15 protein-coding genes are annotated in these 17,418 nt (G+C 68.2%); 7 read left to right on the top strand and 8 right to left on the bottom strand.

Going from position 1 to position 17,418, the window contains the following annotated elements:
- Window positions 1-90: 90 nt before the first annotated feature.
- Genes shbA through FGL98_RS10705 form a run of 4 tightly spaced genes read left to right on the top strand, consistent with a single transcriptional unit; the run spans window position 91 to window position 4,196 of the window.
- The gene (gene shbA / locus FGL98_RS10720; protein WP_146316763.1) at window positions 91-669 is read left to right on the top strand and encodes an RNA polymerase sigma factor ShbA; all 579 of its coding nucleotides are present in this window, start codon (window positions 91-93) and stop codon (window positions 667-669) included.
- On the top strand, window positions 666-1,469 hold the full coding sequence (locus FGL98_RS10715; RefSeq protein WP_146316762.1) for a hypothetical protein: 804 nt from the start codon (window positions 666-668) through the stop codon (window positions 1,467-1,469). Before shbA ends, FGL98_RS10715 begins: the two co-directional genes overlap by 4 nt.
- A 45-nt stretch (window positions 1,470-1,514) precedes the next feature.
- Window positions 1,515-3,053: an IMP dehydrogenase gene (gene guaB / locus FGL98_RS10710; protein WP_146316761.1), complete on the top strand. Its 1,539-nt coding sequence runs from the start codon at window positions 1,515-1,517 to the stop codon at window positions 3,051-3,053.
- Window positions 3,054-3,074: 21 nt separating this feature from the next.
- Complete coding sequence (locus FGL98_RS10705) at window positions 3,075-4,196, top strand: GuaB3 family IMP dehydrogenase-related protein (protein ID WP_146316760.1); 1,122 nt, start codon at window positions 3,075-3,077, stop codon at window positions 4,194-4,196.
- A gap of 162 nt (window positions 4,197-4,358) precedes the next feature.
- Here the strand turns inward: FGL98_RS10705 and FGL98_RS10700 are convergent, their stop codons facing one another.
- The 4 genes from FGL98_RS10700 to FGL98_RS10685 are packed head-to-tail and all read right to left on the bottom strand — an operon-like array spanning window position 4,359 to window position 7,258.
- Complete coding sequence (locus FGL98_RS10700; protein ID WP_146316759.1) at window positions 4,359-5,045, bottom strand: hypothetical protein; 687 nt, start codon at window positions 5,043-5,045, stop codon at window positions 4,359-4,361.
- Window positions 5,045-5,785: a hypothetical protein gene (locus FGL98_RS10695; protein WP_146316758.1), complete on the bottom strand. Its 741-nt coding sequence runs from the start codon at window positions 5,783-5,785 to the stop codon at window positions 5,045-5,047. The genes FGL98_RS10700 and FGL98_RS10695 overlap by 1 nt, the downstream gene beginning before the upstream one ends.
- A gap of 19 nt (window positions 5,786-5,804) precedes the next feature.
- Complete coding sequence (locus FGL98_RS10690) at window positions 5,805-6,503, bottom strand: hypothetical protein (RefSeq protein WP_146316757.1); 699 nt, start codon at window positions 6,501-6,503, stop codon at window positions 5,805-5,807.
- A gap of 23 nt (window positions 6,504-6,526) precedes the next feature.
- A complete protein-coding gene (locus FGL98_RS10685; protein WP_146316756.1) occupies window positions 6,527-7,258 on the bottom strand; it encodes a hypothetical protein in 732 nt (243 codons plus the stop codon).
- A gap of 1,013 nt (window positions 7,259-8,271) precedes the next feature.
- Between FGL98_RS10685 and FGL98_RS10680 the strand changes: the two genes are divergently transcribed.
- Window positions 8,272-9,924: a succinic semialdehyde dehydrogenase gene (locus tag FGL98_RS10680; RefSeq protein WP_146316755.1), complete on the top strand. Its 1,653-nt coding sequence runs from the start codon at window positions 8,272-8,274 to the stop codon at window positions 9,922-9,924.
- 55 nt (window positions 9,925-9,979) lie between these two features.
- A complete protein-coding gene (locus FGL98_RS10675; RefSeq protein WP_146316754.1) occupies window positions 9,980-11,680 on the top strand; it encodes a GMC family oxidoreductase in 1,701 nt (566 codons plus the stop codon).
- 47 nt (window positions 11,681-11,727) lie between these two features.
- Here the strand turns inward: FGL98_RS10675 and FGL98_RS10670 are convergent, their stop codons facing one another.
- The 3 genes from FGL98_RS10670 to FGL98_RS10660 form a co-directional block, all read right to left on the bottom strand.
- Window positions 11,728-12,669 carry a hypothetical protein gene (locus FGL98_RS10670; protein ID WP_146316753.1) on the bottom strand — a complete coding sequence of 314 codons (942 nt, stop codon included), beginning with the start codon at window positions 12,667-12,669 and terminating at the stop codon, window positions 11,728-11,730.
- 203 nt (window positions 12,670-12,872) lie between these two features.
- Complete coding sequence (locus FGL98_RS10665; protein WP_146316752.1) at window positions 12,873-14,663, bottom strand: ABC transporter ATP-binding protein; 1,791 nt, start codon at window positions 14,661-14,663, stop codon at window positions 12,873-12,875.
- Window positions 14,663-16,408 (bottom strand): ABC transporter ATP-binding protein, encoded by a 1,746-nt coding sequence (locus FGL98_RS10660; protein ID WP_146316751.1) that lies wholly within the window; start codon window positions 16,406-16,408, stop codon window positions 14,663-14,665. Before FGL98_RS10660 ends, FGL98_RS10665 begins: the two co-directional genes overlap by 1 nt.
- Window positions 16,409-16,614: 206 nt before the next feature.
- On the opposite strand from FGL98_RS10660, the gene FGL98_RS10655 reads away from it, so the two are divergent.
- Window positions 16,615-17,031 carry an SURF1 family cytochrome oxidase biogenesis protein gene (locus tag FGL98_RS10655; protein ID WP_146316750.1) on the top strand — a complete coding sequence of 139 codons (417 nt, stop codon included), beginning with the start codon at window positions 16,615-16,617 and terminating at the stop codon, window positions 17,029-17,031.
- On the opposite strand, the gene FGL98_RS10650 is transcribed toward FGL98_RS10655, so the two are convergent.
- Window positions 17,011-17,418, bottom strand: a 408-nt coding sequence (locus FGL98_RS10650; protein WP_186526099.1) for a transposase, incomplete at its 5' end; no start/stop codon positions are given. The two genes, FGL98_RS10655 and FGL98_RS10650, sit on opposite strands and share 21 nt — an antisense overlap.

Here is a 17,418-nt window from a genome sequence, read left to right as displayed (position 1 = left end):
TGGCGTGCCGCGAGCGACCCCGATGACTCCGGTTCCGACCACCATGCGGGCGCACCTGAGACGGACGTAACACTTTCCGGCCCTCCAGCGATGAGTGAGTCAGACGCGCAGGTTTCCCTGCGTGATCTGGCGGCCTCAGCTCGATCCGGTGATGCCGCCGCGACCGATGAACTGATGGCGGCCGTGCATCAGCTCGCAGTGCGCTACTCCCGTGCGCGACTGGGGCGGTACCCGGCTGCGGCGGACGCCGCTCACGATGCGGCACAGGAGGTGTGCGTGGCTGTGCTGACTGCGCTACCTCGGTATGCCGACCGTGGAGCGCCCTTCGAGGCGTTCGTCTACGGCATCGCCTCACGCAAGGTCGCCGACGTCCAGCGCGGGGTGATGCGTCGCCCGGTGCCGACCGAGGAGCTGCCCGACAACGCCGACAGTTCGCCCGGGCCCGAGGACGTGGCCCTTGCCGACGACCAGGCGGGTGAGGTCTGGGCGCTGATGGACAAGCTGTCCGACCAGCACCGCGAGATCCTCACCCTGCGGGTGGCGGTCGGGATGTCCGCCGAAGAGACCGCCAGCGCGCTCGACATGACGCCGGGTGCCGTGCGGGTGGCGCAGCACCGCGCGCTGCGCAAGCTGCGTTCGCTGCACGACACCGGGCAGGCGAAGCCGTGACACCTCCCTCGATCCGCGATATCCGCGACGACAACGAGTTGCTCGACAGCCTCGGTGCGCGCCGACGCGCCAAGGGCGACGACGAGGTCGCCGGGATGCTCGCGGCCTGGGTCGAGGAGATCGACGAGCACGACCAGCTCGCGCCGGGCCGCTACGCCCGGGTGCGTCGCGGCGGGATGCGCGTGGGAGCCGCGTCCGCGCTGCTGGTCGCGGCGATGTCCGTCAGCGGCGTGGCCGCAGCCATGACCGAGACCAACCTGCCGGTCTTCCACCAGCTCGGCCAGTTCACCCACGGCCTGGTGTTCGGCACCCATCCGCTTCAGACGACCCAGCCCGCCGGCCCGACCGAGACCACGACGGCCGCCTCCTGGGGGTCGAGCACGACCTCCTCCGACAGCTCGTCGGCGACGTCGGTGCCTCCCGGCTCCGTGATCACGACGAGCGCCGGTACGACCTACCTGCGGGTGCCGCCGGTCGTCGGCACCTCGACACGTGGCACGTCGACCCGGTCCACCGGGACGTCCAGTTCCTCCAGCTCGGCGACGTCGCCGACGTCCCGGAGCAGTTCGAGTTCGTCGACGACGGCCTCGCCGACCTCCTCGACGCCGGGCACCTCGCCGACGAGCACGTCGACCGGCCCGACCGGGTCACCGCCCACCCCGACGATGACCCGGAACCCGCCGCCGTCCTACGGGCCGGGACCCGCGCCGACGGCCACCCCGTCGAAGCCGGCTCCGAGCACCTCGCCGACCTCGACGGCGACCTCAACGCCGCCGCCGAGCATCCCGAGCACCCGCTGACCGGGTGCCGTGACCGCCGTCAGCGCGGATCCCTATACTTTGGCAATGGCCCCTGCGCAGTCACCGTTGCCCACGTCATCCACCGAGATTCCTGCTCATTTCGGGCAGTTGGGCCTCACCTATGACGACGTCCTCCTGCTTCCGGGTGAGACCGACGTCATCCCCTCCGAGGTCGACACCACCTCCCGACTGACCCGGGAGATCTCGCTCCGCGTGCCGCTCGTGTCGGCCGCCATGGACACCGTCACCGAGTCGCGGATGGCGATCGCCATGGCCCGCCAGGGGGGCATCGGCGTCCTGCACCGCAACCTGTCGATCGACGACCAGGCCGACCAGGTCGACATGGTCAAGCGCACCCAGACCGGGATCATCTCCAACCCGGTGACGATCGGGCGCGACGCGACGCTCGAGGACCTCGACGAGATCTGCGGTCGCTACCGCGTCTCGGGTCTGCCCGTGGTCGACGCGGCGAACCACCTGATCGGCATCATCACCAACCGCGACCTGCGCTTCACCCCGCTCGCCGAGTGGGCCACGACCAAGGTCGACGAGGTCATGACCCCGATGCCCCTGGTGACCGGGCCGGAGGGCATCAGCCGCGAGGACGCCACCGCGCTGCTGCGGCAGCACAAGCGTGAGCGGCTTCCGCTGGTGGACGCCGACGGCAAGCTCGCCGGCCTGATCACCGTGAAGGACTTCGTGAAGTCCGAGCAGTTCCCGCACGCGTCCAAGGATGCCGACGGCCGGCTGCTGGTCGCCGCCGCCATCGGCTACTTCGGTGACGCCTGGGAGCGCGCCAACCGACTGGTCGAGGCCGGCGTCGACGTCCTCGTGCCGGATGTCGCCAACGGTCACGCACGCCTCATGCTCGACATGATCCGCCGGTTGAAGTCCGACCCGGCCACCCGGCACGTGCAGATCCTCGGCGGCAACGTCGCCACCCGCGACGGCGCCGCCGCTCTCGTCGAGGCCGGGGCGGACGGTGTGAAGGTCGGTGTCGGACCGGGATCCATCTGCACGACCCGCGTGGTGGCCGGCGTCGGCGTGCCGCAGGTGACGGCGATCTACGAGGCGGCGCAGGCCTGCCGGCCAGCGGGAGTGCCCGTGGTCGGTGACGGCGGGCTGCAGTACTCCGGCGACATCGCCAAGGCACTGGTCGCCGGCGCCGACACCGTCATGGTCGGGTCGTTGCTGGCCGGCTGTGAGGAGAGCCCCGGTGAGCTGGTGCTGGTGAACGGCAAGCAGTTCAAGACCTACCGCGGCATGGGGTCCCTCGGGGCGATGGCACCACGAGGCAAGAGGTCCTTCTCCAAGGACCGCTACTTCCAGGCCGACGTCTCCAGCGACGACGAGGTGATCACCGAGGGCATCGAGGGTCGGGTGCCCTACCGCGGCTCGCTGGGCGCCGTCGTCCACCAGCTGACCGGGGGCCTGCACCAGTCGATGTTCTACGTCGGTGCCCGCGACATCCCCCAGCTGCAGGCGCGTGGCCGGTTCGTGCGGATCACCACGGCGGGCCTGAAGGAGTCGCACCCGCACGACGTGCAGGGCATCGTGGAGGCGCCGAACTACAGCGGCCGGTAGGCCTCGGATAGCCTGTCCTGCGTGACTGAGATCGAGATCGGCCGCGCCAAGCGTGGCCGCCGCGCCTACTCCCTGGACGACATCGCCGTGGTGCCCTCGCGGCGCACGCGTGACCCCGAGGAGGTCTCGGTCGGCTGGCAGATCGACGCCTACCACTTCGAGCTGCCGGTGATGGCCGCACCGATGGACTCGGTGATGTCTCCGGCGTCCGCGATCGAGCTCGGCCGACTGGGTGGCCTGCCGGTCTTGGACCTGGAGGGCCTGTGGACGCGCTACGAGTCGCCCGAGCCGCTGCTCGCGGAGATTGCGGGCCTCCAGGAGCACCAGGCGATCGCCCGGATGCGAGAGATCTATGCGGCACCGGTCCGTTCGGACCTGATCACCGAGCGGCTGCAGGAGATCCGCAAATCCGGCTGCACCGTGGCCGGCGCGTTGTCGCCGCAGCGGACTCAGGAGCACTGGAAGGCCGTCGTCGACGCCGGTGTCGACATCTTCGTCATCCGCGGCACCACCGTCTCCGCCGAGCACGTCTCCAGCCAGGCGGAACCGCTGAACCTCAAGCGCTTCATCTACGAGCTGGATGTGCCGGTCGTCGTCGGCGGTGTCGCGACGTATACCGCGGCGCTGCACCTCATGCGCACCGGTGCGGCCGGCGTCCTGGTCGGCTTCGGCGGCGGGGCGACGCACACCACCCGGCGCGCACTCGGCATACACGCTCCGATGGCGTCCGCGATCGCGGACGTCGCTGCCGCGCGACGGGACTACATGGACGAGACCGGTGGGCGCTACGTGCACGTCATCGCCGACGGCGGGATGGGCCAGAGCGGCGACATCGTCAAGGCCGTGGCCTGCGGAGCCGACGCCGTGATGCTCGGCGCGGCGCTGGCGCGCTCGACGGGTGCACCGGGAGGCGGCTACCACTGGGGCTCCGAGGCGCATCACGCGCAGCTGCCCCGCGGCGAGCGGGTCGAGGTCGGCACCGTGGGCACCCTCGAGGAGATTCTGAACGGCCCGGGACACACCGCGGACGGCACGACCAACCTGATCGGTGCGCTGCGCCGGGCGATGGCCACGACCGGCTACTCCGACCTGAAGGAGTTCCAGCGCGTGGAGGTCGTCGTCGCGCCCTACCACCGCAGCTGACCGGGCGGTCCGCCGTCGGCCTTCAGCACCGGCCGCTTCGAGAGTGACGACGGGCAGCGGGACCAAGCTTACGGAGGCGATTCGCGAGTTGGTTCTTGACGGCCAGCTGCGACCCAACGACATCTGCTGGCCGGTGTTCGACTGATGAGTCGGAGTCTCGCTCTACCCGGCGGAGATCGAACCGTAGCCGGTAGCGCTGGAGAGTCCGCCTCCAGCGCCGACGTTCACAGTGAAACCAAGCAGGTCGAGCCGGTCCGTCATGATGACCTGGACGAAGGTGCCGATCCCCATGAGCCCGGCTCCGAACTCGAAGACGCACGTTGAACTGTTCAACTGGGCGGGCTCGACTGCCATCGCCCCGACGAGCAGTCCGACGGTCACCTGAGCTCCGATCCCAAGTTTGAACATGCCGTACCCCACCGGAGACTTGGCGTTCGGGTTGATGAGATCGGAGGCCACGCCACTACCGCCCCCGCCGCCGAACAACCCGACCTGGGCACCACCCGACCAGCCGATGAACATGGTTCGCAGCAAGGAGTCCGCTTTGACGGCGTTGATCGCTGGGCCGAAAAGTCCTGAGTTCAGGACCTGCTCGGTGTTGGTGCTGTTCCGTGGGTCGGCTGCGACATTGGCCAAGATCGTCGCTCCACTCGGTGAGGTGACGACCGATTGCGCGCTGGAGGCCAGCGTGGACGCCACCCCGGACACCTGGGAGAACAGTTCGCCACCCTTCTTGGCGATGTCCCAGGGCCATTGGAACGTCGCGCCGAGGACGGTGGGCCCCGGGCCGAGCGCAGCCTGCAGGGGAGCCAGGTTCGATGCTGCGCTCGATGACTCGGTCGTGGCCATCAGCCGAAGTTCCAGATGTGACCGCCGAAGACTGTAGCTCCGCCGCCCAACCCGACCCCAGCGCCAACGGCGAACCCGAGCAGGGTGAGGTCGTTGCCATACCAGAAGGTCGCGAACGACAGAGAGATCCCGAGGGAGATGGAGACCTTGAGTCCGAACACGTTGAAGTCGGTCTGCGAAGGCAGCTGATTGGTGACGAACACCTGCACGTTGAGCTCGGCGGTGAAGCGCAGGCCGATCTCACCGGTGGCGTAGCCGTAGCCCCTGCAAGGTTCCCGTTGGGCGATGTCCCACATGCAACCCAGCCCGCCCGCACCCCCGACGAAGAGCTGGACGTCCGCGCTGACGCCGAGGCCGATGGTGCTGAACAAGTGGTCTGCCTGGATGTCGTCCAGGGCCGGATCGAAAATGCCCCCAACAGCCGCCTTGCTCGTGTCGCCGAAGATCCCGGCCTGTGTGGTGGCCTGCTCGTCTGCGGCGAGCTGCTGCTGCTGCCAGTTGTAGCCGTTCATGGTCTTGACGAACTCGGGCTGGTTCTGGGCGACGGTCTTGGTGTTGTCCGCGGACCCGTCGACAACCGCGGTGTGGGCGTTGTAGAAGGTCTTCATCGCATTGAGGATCTGCGCGTTGGAGGGTGCGCCTCCGGCCGTTTGCGCGAGGTTGTGCAGGGAGCCGGCGCGGACCAGCTGGTCGGCGGTGATGACTTCGAGCTGGTCGCCGAGGCTCTTCGGTGTGGTCATGGTTTGCTCCTTTGCGCTGTCAGGACTGCCATTGGCTGGTGGAGCCGGCAAAGACGCCGACCTTGAGAGGCACCGAGGCGCCGGTGCTGGACACGAACGCGTAGGGCTGCAGGCTTTGGGACATCAGGATCTTGAGGTTGACCGGTGTCGACCCGACGGTCGTGTTGATGTACAGGCCGAGAACGCTGTCGTGCAGGTCCGTCACAGGTCTCAGCCACAGGCCGTACTGCAGGTTCTGGCCAGGCTCGACGTTCACGATATTGCGGAAGATGTCCAGCCCGACGATGAGGCCGGCACGAGCCTCAGCCAGCGGCAGGTTCGCAGCAAAGCTGACCACCTCGGGTCCGTCGCCTGGCCCTGTCCCGGTGAACGCGCCGACTGAGGCTGCCTTGATGGACGTGTCCTGACGGACCGTCTCCAGCGCCGTCGTCATTGCTGTGCCACTAAAGAACGGCGTAACGCAGGTGGGAGAGATGCCCGAGCCAGCCCAGTTCGTGGCATCTAGAGCGTTTCGGGCATCGGTCAGGCTGGTGTCGTTGACGTCGGTGACCAAGGCGGTCGTCAGCGCGTCGACCGCCGCTTGGTGGACCTTGTAGGAGTCCTTGGCCGCGTCGAGGATCTGCTGGTTTGTGGGGGTGGAGGCGTCGGTGGATACGGCCTCGCTGATCTGCGGCGGGAGCTCGGCGGTGAGGAGGGCCGTGCCGAGAGTGATGTCCATGGGTGGTGCTCCTTTGTCTGGGGCTAGTTGGTGACGATGTGGCCGTACTCGATGGCGGCATTGACCGGCAGCAGCCCGAGCTCGGCGCCGACGGCGACGGAGAATCCGCGGATCTCTGACAGGTCGGTGCTCAGGTGGATGCCGAAGCCGATCGAGGGGCCCTCGTAGACCGGTTCGCACGACACCTCGATCCCGATGAAGTCACCGGCGACCTTGGCCGGCGGTTCGACGAAGATGCCGGCCGTCAGGTTGATGCCGACGTCGATGTTCATCGAAATCCGGATGCCGCCCCAGGCCATCCACAGCGGAGATCCGCTGGGGAACCCGAAGCCCACGCCAACGCCGCCGAACCCACCGACGAACACATCGAGGTTGGCTTCAATGCCGACGAAGAAGGTTGCGAAGTCACCATCGGTTTCGACGCTCTTGCGAGCCGCGCCCATGTCGGAGGCAGCCAACAGCGGCTGAGTCAGGTTCGGCGCAGCCACCTTTGAGTGCCAGTTGTAGGCCTGTGAGGCGGCCACGTCCTGCCGGTTCGCGGGGTTTTTGGCCGTGGCGATCGAACCCGTGGTGGTGTCGTCGACTGCGGGTGTGTGCTGGTGGTAGGCGTCTTTACACGCTGCGAGAACCTCCGCGTTGGACGGACTCTTCTTGGCGGCAGCTAGCGCCTGGTCTCGGGTCATCGTCTTGGGATAGGTGACAATCAGCGACTCTGGATCCATTGCGTCGAGATGTTCTGTATAAAGTCCAGACATGAAAAACCTCCGATGAGGCAAGCGCAGGTCCCTCGCGCTCGGTAAACGACCTCGAATGACCACTCTTGTGGCCGTCTGAGGCCATGAAATGAGCACGGTTAAACCGGCGAAAGAAGATGACTACACCACAAAGGGCGCAGCCCGGGGTTGTGCAGGAAAAGCGCTTGTCGACGCGCAGGATGAGGCGCGAACGGCGCGAGCCTCTGGTACGGGGTTCATAAACAGATTAGAACATTCCGATCTCCCCAGAGACGTTCTTTACCATACCTATACCATCCAATTTTCGTATATCCAGCGTCGTTTCACTGATGTCAATGTCGGAGACCGTACGTGCGTGGCGGTGGGGTCCCTGATCGGCCTTCGCTACCGCACTCGGCCGGTTATATCGAAAGCAGCCAACCTGCCTTTGAGTAACCGTCGGCAGTGCTTTGACATACCCCATTCGCCGAACGGGATACGGCGACCGAGCAGGCGAACGTGAGCTGAGCGTGGGATCGGTCGCACGCGATACCTCCGCCGAGTGTCAACGTATGGTGCGTCTGGCCGACTTGTCCTTGACGCGGTGTCAAGGTGCCAGATGGGTGCATGGACGATGGGGTGCTGCTGCTCGACTCGCTGGCCTGGTGGCGCTGATCGAGGCGAGCCGTCGGTTTGACGGGCTGGCCCGACTTGATCCGCAGGACCCGCGGTGGGTCCAGCGCGCCGCAGCGGGTGCGGGTCTCGGGGCCAGCCTGCCGAGGTGGGCCGAAGCGCGCTAGCCAAAAGGGCCCGAGTCGTCTTCGCCCCGACTGCGTGGAGTCCAATACCGTGCTGTGCGACTACTACACGTCCCGGGGCTACACGCAGGTCGGCCGTTCTTGGACCTGCAAATGGACGCCTTGACGAGGGTGGATCCGTGCGCGTCTTCGCAGAGGAGGCGTCGATGGCGATTCGCGCCTGCTCCGGCCGGGACTTCCATCACTTCGTGGGACCCGGGCTCCCCGCTGGGCAGCGGATAACCCTACTCTTGAGTAATGACCGATCAGCTGACCGTTCCGGTCGGGGCGAGGGCCTCCGCAGGGGACACCGTGTCGCACCCCACACCCGCACCGGCCGGCCCGCGACGGCCGAGCCCGCCGCCGTATGTCGTCGGGCCGGGCCTGGGGGAGCGGCTGGGCCGGCGGGTGATGGCCGGCAAGGACGCGGGCACCCAGGTGAGCGTGACACCGCTGACCGGCGGGGTGCTTGCCACGGTGCCGAGCTCGACCACCGACGACGTGCGTGCGGCATACGCTCTGGCTCGGGCGGCCCAGCCGGCCTGGGCGCAGACCCCGGTCGGTGAGCGCGCCGCGATCCTGCTGCGGCTACACGACCTGATCCTCGACCACCAGAACGAGCTGCTCGACCTGATCCAGCTGGAGTCCGGCAAGGCGCGCAGGCACGCCTTCGACGAGGTCCTGGACGTCGCCGGTGTCTGCCGGCACTACGCCCGCAAGGCGAACGACTACCTGGCGCGGCGCCGCCACCTGGGCGCCATCCCGGTGCTGAGCCAGTCGGTCGAACTGCGCCACCCGAAGGGCGTCGTCGGCATCGTGGCCCCCTGGAACTACCCGCTGTCGATGTCGCTCACCGATGCGCTGCCGGCGCTGGTCGCCGGCAATGCGGTGGTGCTGCGACCGGACGAGAAGGCCGTGCTCACCGCACTGCGCTCAATCGAGCTGCTGGACGAGGCGGGTCTGCCTCCCGACGTGCTGCAGGTGGTGCTCGGCGACGGTCCGCACATCGGCGCGGCCGTGCTCGAGCAGGCGGATTACGTGATGTTCACCGGGTCCACCCCGACCGGGCGCAAGGTCGCGACCGACGCGGCCGCTCGGCTGGTCGGCGCATCCTTGGAGCTCGGCGGCAAGAACGCGATGTACGTCGCCGACGACGCCAACCTCAAGAAGGCCGCGGAATGCGCAGAGCGGGCGGTGTTCTCATCGGCCGGCCAGCTGTGCATCTCGGTGGAGCGCCTGGTGCTGCACGAGGCGATCGCCGACGAGTTCCTCACGCACTTCCTGGGGCGCGTCGAGTCGATGAAGCTCGGCCCGGAGCTCGCGTGGGGCAACGACATGGGCTCGCTGATCTCGCCCGAGCAGCTTGCCCGGGTGCAGGCGCATGTCGAGGACGCGCGCTCCAAGGGTGCGACCGTGCTGGCTGGGGGAAAGGCGTTGCCCGACCTCGGTCCCTACTTCTATGCACCCACCGTGCTCGACGGCGTCACCGACCAGATGATGTGCCGCGACGGCGAGACGTTCGGACCCGTGGTGTCGGTCTACCGGGTGTCGAGCGACCAGGAGGCTGTCGCACTCGCCAACGACACGGCATACGGCCTGAACGCCGCAGTGTGGACCCGCAACATCCCGCGAGGTCGTCGTGTGGCAGCCCAGATCCGTTGCGGCACAGTCAATGTCAACGAGGGGTATGCCGCGGCCTGGGCAAGCAACGGGTCCCCGATGGGCGGCATGGGGCAGTCCGGCATCGGCCGGCGGCACGGCGCCGAGGGCATCTTGAAGTACACCGAGTCGCAGAACGTGACCGTGCAGCACGTCACCGGCTTCGGGATCCCGAAGGGCGTGCCTGAGAAGGCTTGGGCGACGGCGATGTCCGGAAGTATGCGTCTTATGAAGAAGGTTGGTCTGTCATGAGCACCCCACGAAGTCTTCGTTCCTTCGCCACTCATTACTTCGAGGTGGCCACGGAATGAAAACCTTTGATCACGATGTCGTTGTCGTCGGTTCTGGGTTCGGCGGATCCGTCGCCGCGCTGCGGCTGGCGCAGAAGGGCTATGACGTACTCGTGTATGAGGCGGGCCGCCGGTTCGAGGACGAGGACTTCGCCAAGACGTCGTGGGACGTGCGGCGCTACGTGTGGGCACCCGCGCTGAAATGCTATGGCGTGCAACGGATCCACAAGCTGCCGGATGCGATGATCCTGGCCGGTGCCGGAGTCGGAGGCGGCTCGCTGAACTATGCGAACACCCTCTACAAGCCGCCGACGCCGTTCTTCCAGGACGACCAGTGGAAGGACATCACCGACTGGGAGGGCGAGCTCGACCCGCACTATGAGACGGCCTCTCGGATGCTGGGCGTGGTCGAGAACCCGTGCAACGGCCCGGTTGAGCAGCTGATGAAGGACACCGCCAACGATCTGGGCGTCGGTGACACCTTCCGGCATACTCCGGTCGGCGTGTTCTTCGGCGAGTCCGGCAAGACGGTGGCCGACCCCTACTTCGGCGGCGAAGGACCGGAACGCACCGGATGCACCGAGTGCGGCAACTGCATGGTCGGTTGCCGCGTGGGCGCGAAGAACACGCTGATGAAGAACTACCTGGCGCTCGCCGAGGGTCAGGGTGTGCGGATCGAGCCGATGCGCTCGGTGGTCGAGCTCGAGCCGCTGACCGGCGGTGGCTTCCGGGTCACCACCGAGCAGACCGGCGCGTGGGTCAAGAAAGACCGGCGCAGTGTGACCGCGGGGCAGGTGGTGCTGTCGGCCGGCACCTGGGGCACCCAGCAGCTGCTGCATCGGATGAAGGCGACCGGCAGGTTGCCGGGGCTGTCCGACCGGCTCGGTGTGCTCACTCGCACCAACTCCGAGGAGCTGGGCGGCGCCGCAGCGGTAAAGGTGCCGGACAACGTCGATCTCTCGCACGGAGTCGCGATCACCACCTCGTTCCACGTGAGCCATGACACGCATGTGGAGAATGTGCGCTATGGCCGTGGCTCGAACCTGATGGGGCTGCTGTCCACCCTGCTGGTCAACGGCGACAACCCTGGTCCGAAGCGCACCGCCGAGTTCGCGGCGACCTTTGCGAAGCGGCCGATCGCCTACACGAAGGCCGCGTGGAGCCCGCGATGGAGCGAGCGCACGATCATTGCTCTGGTGATGCAGTCGGTGGACAACTCGATCACGGTGTCGGCACGTCGCCGGTTCGGTCGCATCGGACTCACCAGTGAGCAGGGTCATGGGTTGCCGAACCCCAAGTGGATCCCCGCGGGACACAAGGCGATTCGTGCAATGACGGACCGCCTGCGAGAGCTCGGCGGCAATGAGGTGATCGCCGGTGGCAACTGGTCGGAGATCTTCGGCATCCCACTGACGGCGCACTTCCTCGGTGGTGCCGCGATCTCCGACTCGCCGGAGCGCGGCGTGATCGATGCGTACCACCGGGTGTGGGGCTACGCGGACCTGCACATCGTCGACGGCTCCGCCGTGTCCGCGAATCTCGGGGTGAACCCGTCGTTGACGATCACCGCGCAGTCCGAGCGGGCGATGTCGATGTGGCCGCAGAAGGGCGAGCAGGACGAGCGGCCGGAGCAGGGTGCGCCATACCGGCGGCTGGATGCCCCTGCGGGACGGGTGCCCGGCGTCGACCTGGGGATGCCGACCGCTCGCCCGGCGTAACGGCATACGGACCGGGGCAGTGGATGCGCTGGCTATAGCTTCCGCTTTCACTGCGTGGCGTGGGCGCGCGCGGCAGCTTGACGGTGCGCGGCCACGACCTGCCGCATAAACGTCGAAGGCTGCAGTCGCAGGCCGAGCACCGGTATGCGCAGGACCCTGTCGTGACTGAGCGTGATGTCGTTCTGCCGCAGGCTGTCGTCCACCGGTTGCAGCCCGTGCTCGTGATGGATGCCCTCGATCTCGACAACGAGGTCGAGGGCATCCCAGCGCACGTCGAGGTAGATCCGCCCGTTCGGTCCCTGACGGAGGACCTGACGACTCGGCTCCGGCAGGCCCCACTGCCGACACAGTCCCGCGAAGTCGAGCTCACCCAACGACTCGGCTCCGTCGGCGATGTCGCGGACCAGCGAGTGGATCAGGCCGCGACGTCGCTGCAATGGGATGACGGGCAACAGCTCCTCGAGCCGCGACGCGGACACCAGTCGCTGTTGCACGGGCAGCACCAGAAGCAGTGCAGCCTGACGGTCCGAGACGGCCCACCCGGCGGCGCGTAGGGCAGCGACCCCGGGTCGCACCCGCGGCACCCCACGCGCGTCGACCTCATCGGACAGGCGAGTGGTCAGTTCATGCAGCCGGACCGGCCGCAGACGCCGTGGAGAGTGACCGCGCAGCACCGACACGTGGGACATGCCCGAGTCGAACCCCGTCAGACCGGCAGCCTGGAGAGCCGTGACACCGCCCAGCACCGCGCCGGCACCTGTCTCCCAGATCGCGCACCACTGAGTGGCGAGAATGGTCAGGGCACCCGTGCGCACCGCGACGGTATGCCGTGCCGGCAGGAACCAGCGGCGTGCCGCAACTTCGGCGGCGATGGCATGACGATCGACGCCGAGCTGGTGCAGCTGGTGGCGGGAAATCACCCAGCCCTGGGTGCTGGCGAGCGCATCCACGCGCCGGCGCCGCTGCATACGCTCGGCTCGTGTCGTCATACCCAGATCGTGCGGGGGAGGGCGGGGCCGCGTCTTCGGTGAACGACGCAGATGTGGAGGGCCGGTGTCCACTGCGGAGGCTGTGGATGGGGTGGGGTGCAGTGGATGCGCGCGGTATAGCTTCCGTTTTCACTGCAGCGACCGGCGGCGGTGCTGGGGTGCAGTGGATGCGCGCGGTATAGCTTCCGCATCCACTGCACCGCTCAGCCGGTGTGCTCGACCGGCTCGTCGCTCCACGACCGCCAGAGCGCGGCATACGATCCCTGCATCGCGAGCAGCTCGTCGTGTGAGCCGATCTCGATGATCTTGCCGCCGTCGACCACGGCGACGCGATCGGCGTCGTGCGCGGTGTGCAACCGGTGCGCAATCGCGATGACCGTGCGCCCGGACACCACCGCAGCCAGCGACCGCTCCAGATGCCGCGCCGCCCGCGGGTCGAGGAGCGACGTCGCCTCATCCAGCACCAGCGTATGCGGGTCGGCCAGCACGAGTCGCGCCAGCGCGAGCTGCTGCGACTGGGCGTCGGTCAGCGCAGTCCCACCCTGGCCGACCACCGTGTCCAGACGATCCGGCAGCCCGGACGCCCAGGCCGCGGCATCCACGGATCGCAGGGCCTGCCACAGCACCTCATCGTCCGATCCCGGGCGGGCGAGCACCAGATTGTCGCGCAGGGTGCCAACGAAGACGTGGTGCTCCTGTGTGACGAGCGCGACCTCACCGCGCAGCCGATCCAGCTCGAGGTTGACCAGCGGCACGCCGCCGACGTCGATCCGACCCGCGCGCGGCCCGTCGATGCCGGCCATCAGCCGACCCAGGGTCGACTTGCCCGCGCCCGAGGGCCCGACGATCGCCAGCCGCTCGCCCGGCTGCAGATCGAGCGAGACGCCGTGCAGCACGTCGTGGCCGGCGCGATAGGAGTACCGCACGTCCGTCGCAGCCATCCGCGCATCGGTGGGCGTCTCGCCGCCGGCGCTGCGGTCGGGCGGCACCTCCTCGATGCCGATGATCCGAGCAAGGGAGGTGGTGCCGACCTGGATCTCGTCCAGCCAGGAGATCAGCTCGTCCAGCGGCTCCGCCAGCGCCTGCGCGTAGAGCACGACGGTGGTGACCTGCCCCAGGCTCGCGTGACCCTGGGACACCAACCAGCCGCCCCAGAGCAGCGCGACCGCGGCAGGCCCGAGCATGCCGAGGTCGACCTGCGGGAACCACCGCATCCGCAGCCCGAGCGTGTAGCGCTCCGCCTCGAACATCTCGCGAATGGTGCCCTCGATCTCCTCCCGCCGAGCGCCCTGCAGCCCCAACGCATCCACCGTCCGAGCACCTTCAACGGTCTCGGTGATGACCCCGTTGTTCGTCGCGTATGCCGCCCGCTCCCGCAGGTAGCCGTCCCGCGCGTAGCGCAGGTAGCGGCGGGTGGACGTGATCAGCAGGGGTACGCCGACCAGCAGCGAGACCGCAACCAGCGGGCTCACCAGGAGCGCCGCAACGAGGGTCAGCAGGGCGGTCGCCGCGGCGACGAGGATCGACGGGATCCCATAGCGCACGACATACGACAGCGACTCGACGTCATTGGTCGTGCGAGCAACCAGATCGCCTGTGCCAGAACGCTCCACGGTCGACAGCGGCAGCTCGACGACGCGCTCGATGAAGCGCTCCCGCAGCTCGGCGAAGATGCTCTCGCCCATGACGAAACCCGCTCGCCGCGCGAACCACACGAGCACCGTCTGCACGATGACCGAGGCGGCAAGCACCATGATCAGGTCGTTGATGCGCGACATGGTGATCGTGCCGCCGGTGAGCCCGTCGATCAGCTCTCCGATGACGCGCGGCGCCACCAGGCCGGCGATCGCGGCGAGCGCGTGCAGCCCGATCACCCGGGTCAGCACGCCACGGTGACGACGCATCAGCCGGGCCGTGTGTGCGCGCACGGCATCCGTGTCGGCGATCGGCAGGGTGCGCCGGGTCGTGTCGTGCGCGTCATGGATTGCGGTCATCAGCGGGTCACCTCCATCACGGGTCGTTCGTCGTTCTGGTCTTCGCCGCGCACCACGACGCGGCGGTATGCCGTGCTGTGCGCCAGCAGCTCGCGGTGGGTGCCGCGGGCGGTCTCGCGGCCGTCCTCGAGCAGCACCACCTCGTCGGCGTGGTCCAGCAACAGTGGGCTCGCCGTCATCAGCACGGTGGTGCGACCCCGGCGGGCCGCCACCAGCCGCCCGGCGATGCGCGACTCGGTGTGCGCGTCAACGGCACTGGTAGGCTCGACCAGCACCAGGGTCTCGGCGATGGTCAACAGTGCTCGTGCGAGTGCAAGCCGCTGCCGCTGGCCACCGGAGAACGAGCGACCACGCTCCTCGACCTCTGCATCGAGACCACCGGGCAGGGCGTCGAGCACGTCGGCAGCACTGGCAACATCCAGCACTCGCAGGATCTCGCCGTCGCTGAGCGACTCGGTGGGGTCCAGCTCACGCCGGAGCGTGCCGGTGAACAGTCGAGGATCGCTCTGAGAGACCACGATCCGCGAACGCACCTGTGCCACGGGCGCGCCCGTGACGGGCACTCCACCATACGTCACACCGTCCTTGTCCGGACCGAACCGGCCGAGGCGGTCCGCCAGCGCGGCGGAGTCCTCCGGCCGTGCGGACACCACCGCGGTCAGCCGGCCGGGGTGTATGCGGATGCCGGAGGTCGCGTCGACGAGGTCCTGCGGCCCGCCGGGCAGGTTGACCGGATGTGCGGGGTCCGTGTGGTCGCCGGGGACCTCGAGCACGGCAATCACCTTGCCCGCCGCGACGATCGCTCGCGTGTAGTCCTCCGCCATCTCCGTCGCCGTGCGCAGTGGCATGACGAGGAAGGCGGTGTAGCCGAAGAATGCCACGAGCTCGCCCGCGCTGATCGAGCCGTCGAAGACCGCTCGCGCACCGAGCCACGTGACGACGACGATGAACACCCCGGGCAGCAGGACCTGGGCGGCGTCGAGGGTCGACTGGGTGCCCGCAACGGCGACACCGCTGCGCCGCACCCGCTGCGACTGGTCCTGGTAGCGACGCAGGAACGTGGCCTCGCCGCCGATACCGCGCAGGACCCGCAGGCCGGCAACGGTGTCGGACCCGAGCTCGGTGAGCCGGCCGGATTCCTCACGCTGTTGTGTCTGCTTGCGCTGCAACGGTCGCATCACCAAGGTCAGCGAGGCCAGCAGCACCGGCACACCGAGCAGCACGATCAGGCCGAGCCGCACCGACGAGCTGAGCAGCAGGATCGCGACCACGACATACGAGACGATCGCCGCGCAGAAGCGACCGAACACGTCGAACGGGTTGGCGACTCGCATCGCGTCGGATGCCACGGTGGCCACGACCTTTCCGGTCGGCATCGACCGCGGCAGCGCGGCGCCGGTGTGCGTCGCATGCCGCCCGATCAGCTGCACGACACGGAACGCCGCGCGCATCCAGCTCTCCACGGCATACCGGTGGCGCATCATCCCGCTCAGCGCCGAGGTCACGGCGAGGGCGAACACGACGGCGGACCAGAGCACGAGTCGACCGGTGTGGTGACCCCTGATGCCCTGGTCGATGGCCAGGCTGACGGCCGCCGGCACGAGAGCCTGCGACAGCATCCATCCCGTGCCGTAGGCCGCGGCGCCGAACAGCGTGCGCTGCTGGCCCCGCGCGGTCCACAGGAGGTACCGCCAGGGGCTGCGCAGGTCGGGAGTGCCGGGGTCGGCGTAGGGAAGCTTCTTCATGGCAACTCCACGTTACGGCTCGGACCCCCATCGGCGACACCGAATTTCTGTGCCGCCGAGAGGCATACAACAGCACTGAGCGGCATACCTATTTGGTATGCCGCTCGGTGGATTGGTATGCCTGTCGGCGAGGTGGCGGGTCGGTGGCGTGCGCACCCCGGTGGCCATGGAGCGTCCGTACAGGCCGCCGACGTACCCTGGCTGACGTGCTTCGGACCGCCCTGACCCCTCGCTGGCTGGGGTGGCTCGTCGTTCTGCTGGCCATCGTCGTCATCCTCACCGAGCTGGGGTTCTGGCAGCTTGGGGTTGCCCGGGACAAGGGCGTCGACAAGACCCTGCTCGCGGCGCCGACCAGACCAGTGGTTCCGATGAAGACTCTCCTCCAGGTCGGCGACCCGTTCCCCGCCAAGGGATCCTCCCGCCGGGTCAGCGTGCGCGGGCACTACCCTCCCTCTTTCATGTGGCGGCCAGTAACTGCTTGTGAGTGCCGTTGGGGCCGTGTGCGGGTGGTTTTGTCGGCCAGCGCATGCTGGTGGCCCGACTGGCGCGTCGGGTGGGCGGTTCTCCAAGAGTCCTGGTCGGGCGGGCGGGGCCGCGGGTGGTCAGGCGAACGCGGCCCGTAATCGGTGAAACGCGTTGGCAATGCTGGTGGCCCACCGCCATGTCTTGTCCAGTCGTAGGTGGAGCTGGCGACTGGATCTGGTCAGCCGGGCGGCGACGTGCAGGACCCGGTAGCGGAACGTGGCGATCTCACACCGCGCGAGGTCGGGCTGATCGGCGAAGCCGATCAGCTTCGTCCAGGCGACCAGGTCGGTCGCGGTCAGCACCACTTCCAACCAGGCGTTGTTCTCCGCCCAGCCAAAGCACGGGAAGTTCCGCAGCCCGGTGGCCTTGGCCTGCCGGATCCGGTCCTCGACCCGGGCATGCTGCCGGTGACGCAGCTCGAGGCCAGCGGCCTGGCCAGGGACAACCCCGAGTGGGGTGTTCGTCAAGAACGCCGTGATCCGGTG

It is taken from the genome of Leekyejoonella antrihumi (assembly GCF_007845645.1).
In the GTDB taxonomy this organism is placed as follows: domain Bacteria; phylum Actinomycetota; class Actinomycetes; order Actinomycetales; family Dermatophilaceae; genus Leekyejoonella; species Leekyejoonella antrihumi.
The sequence above is the reverse complement of the archived record's forward strand: the minus strand, read 5'-3'. Positions and strand labels throughout refer to the sequence as shown.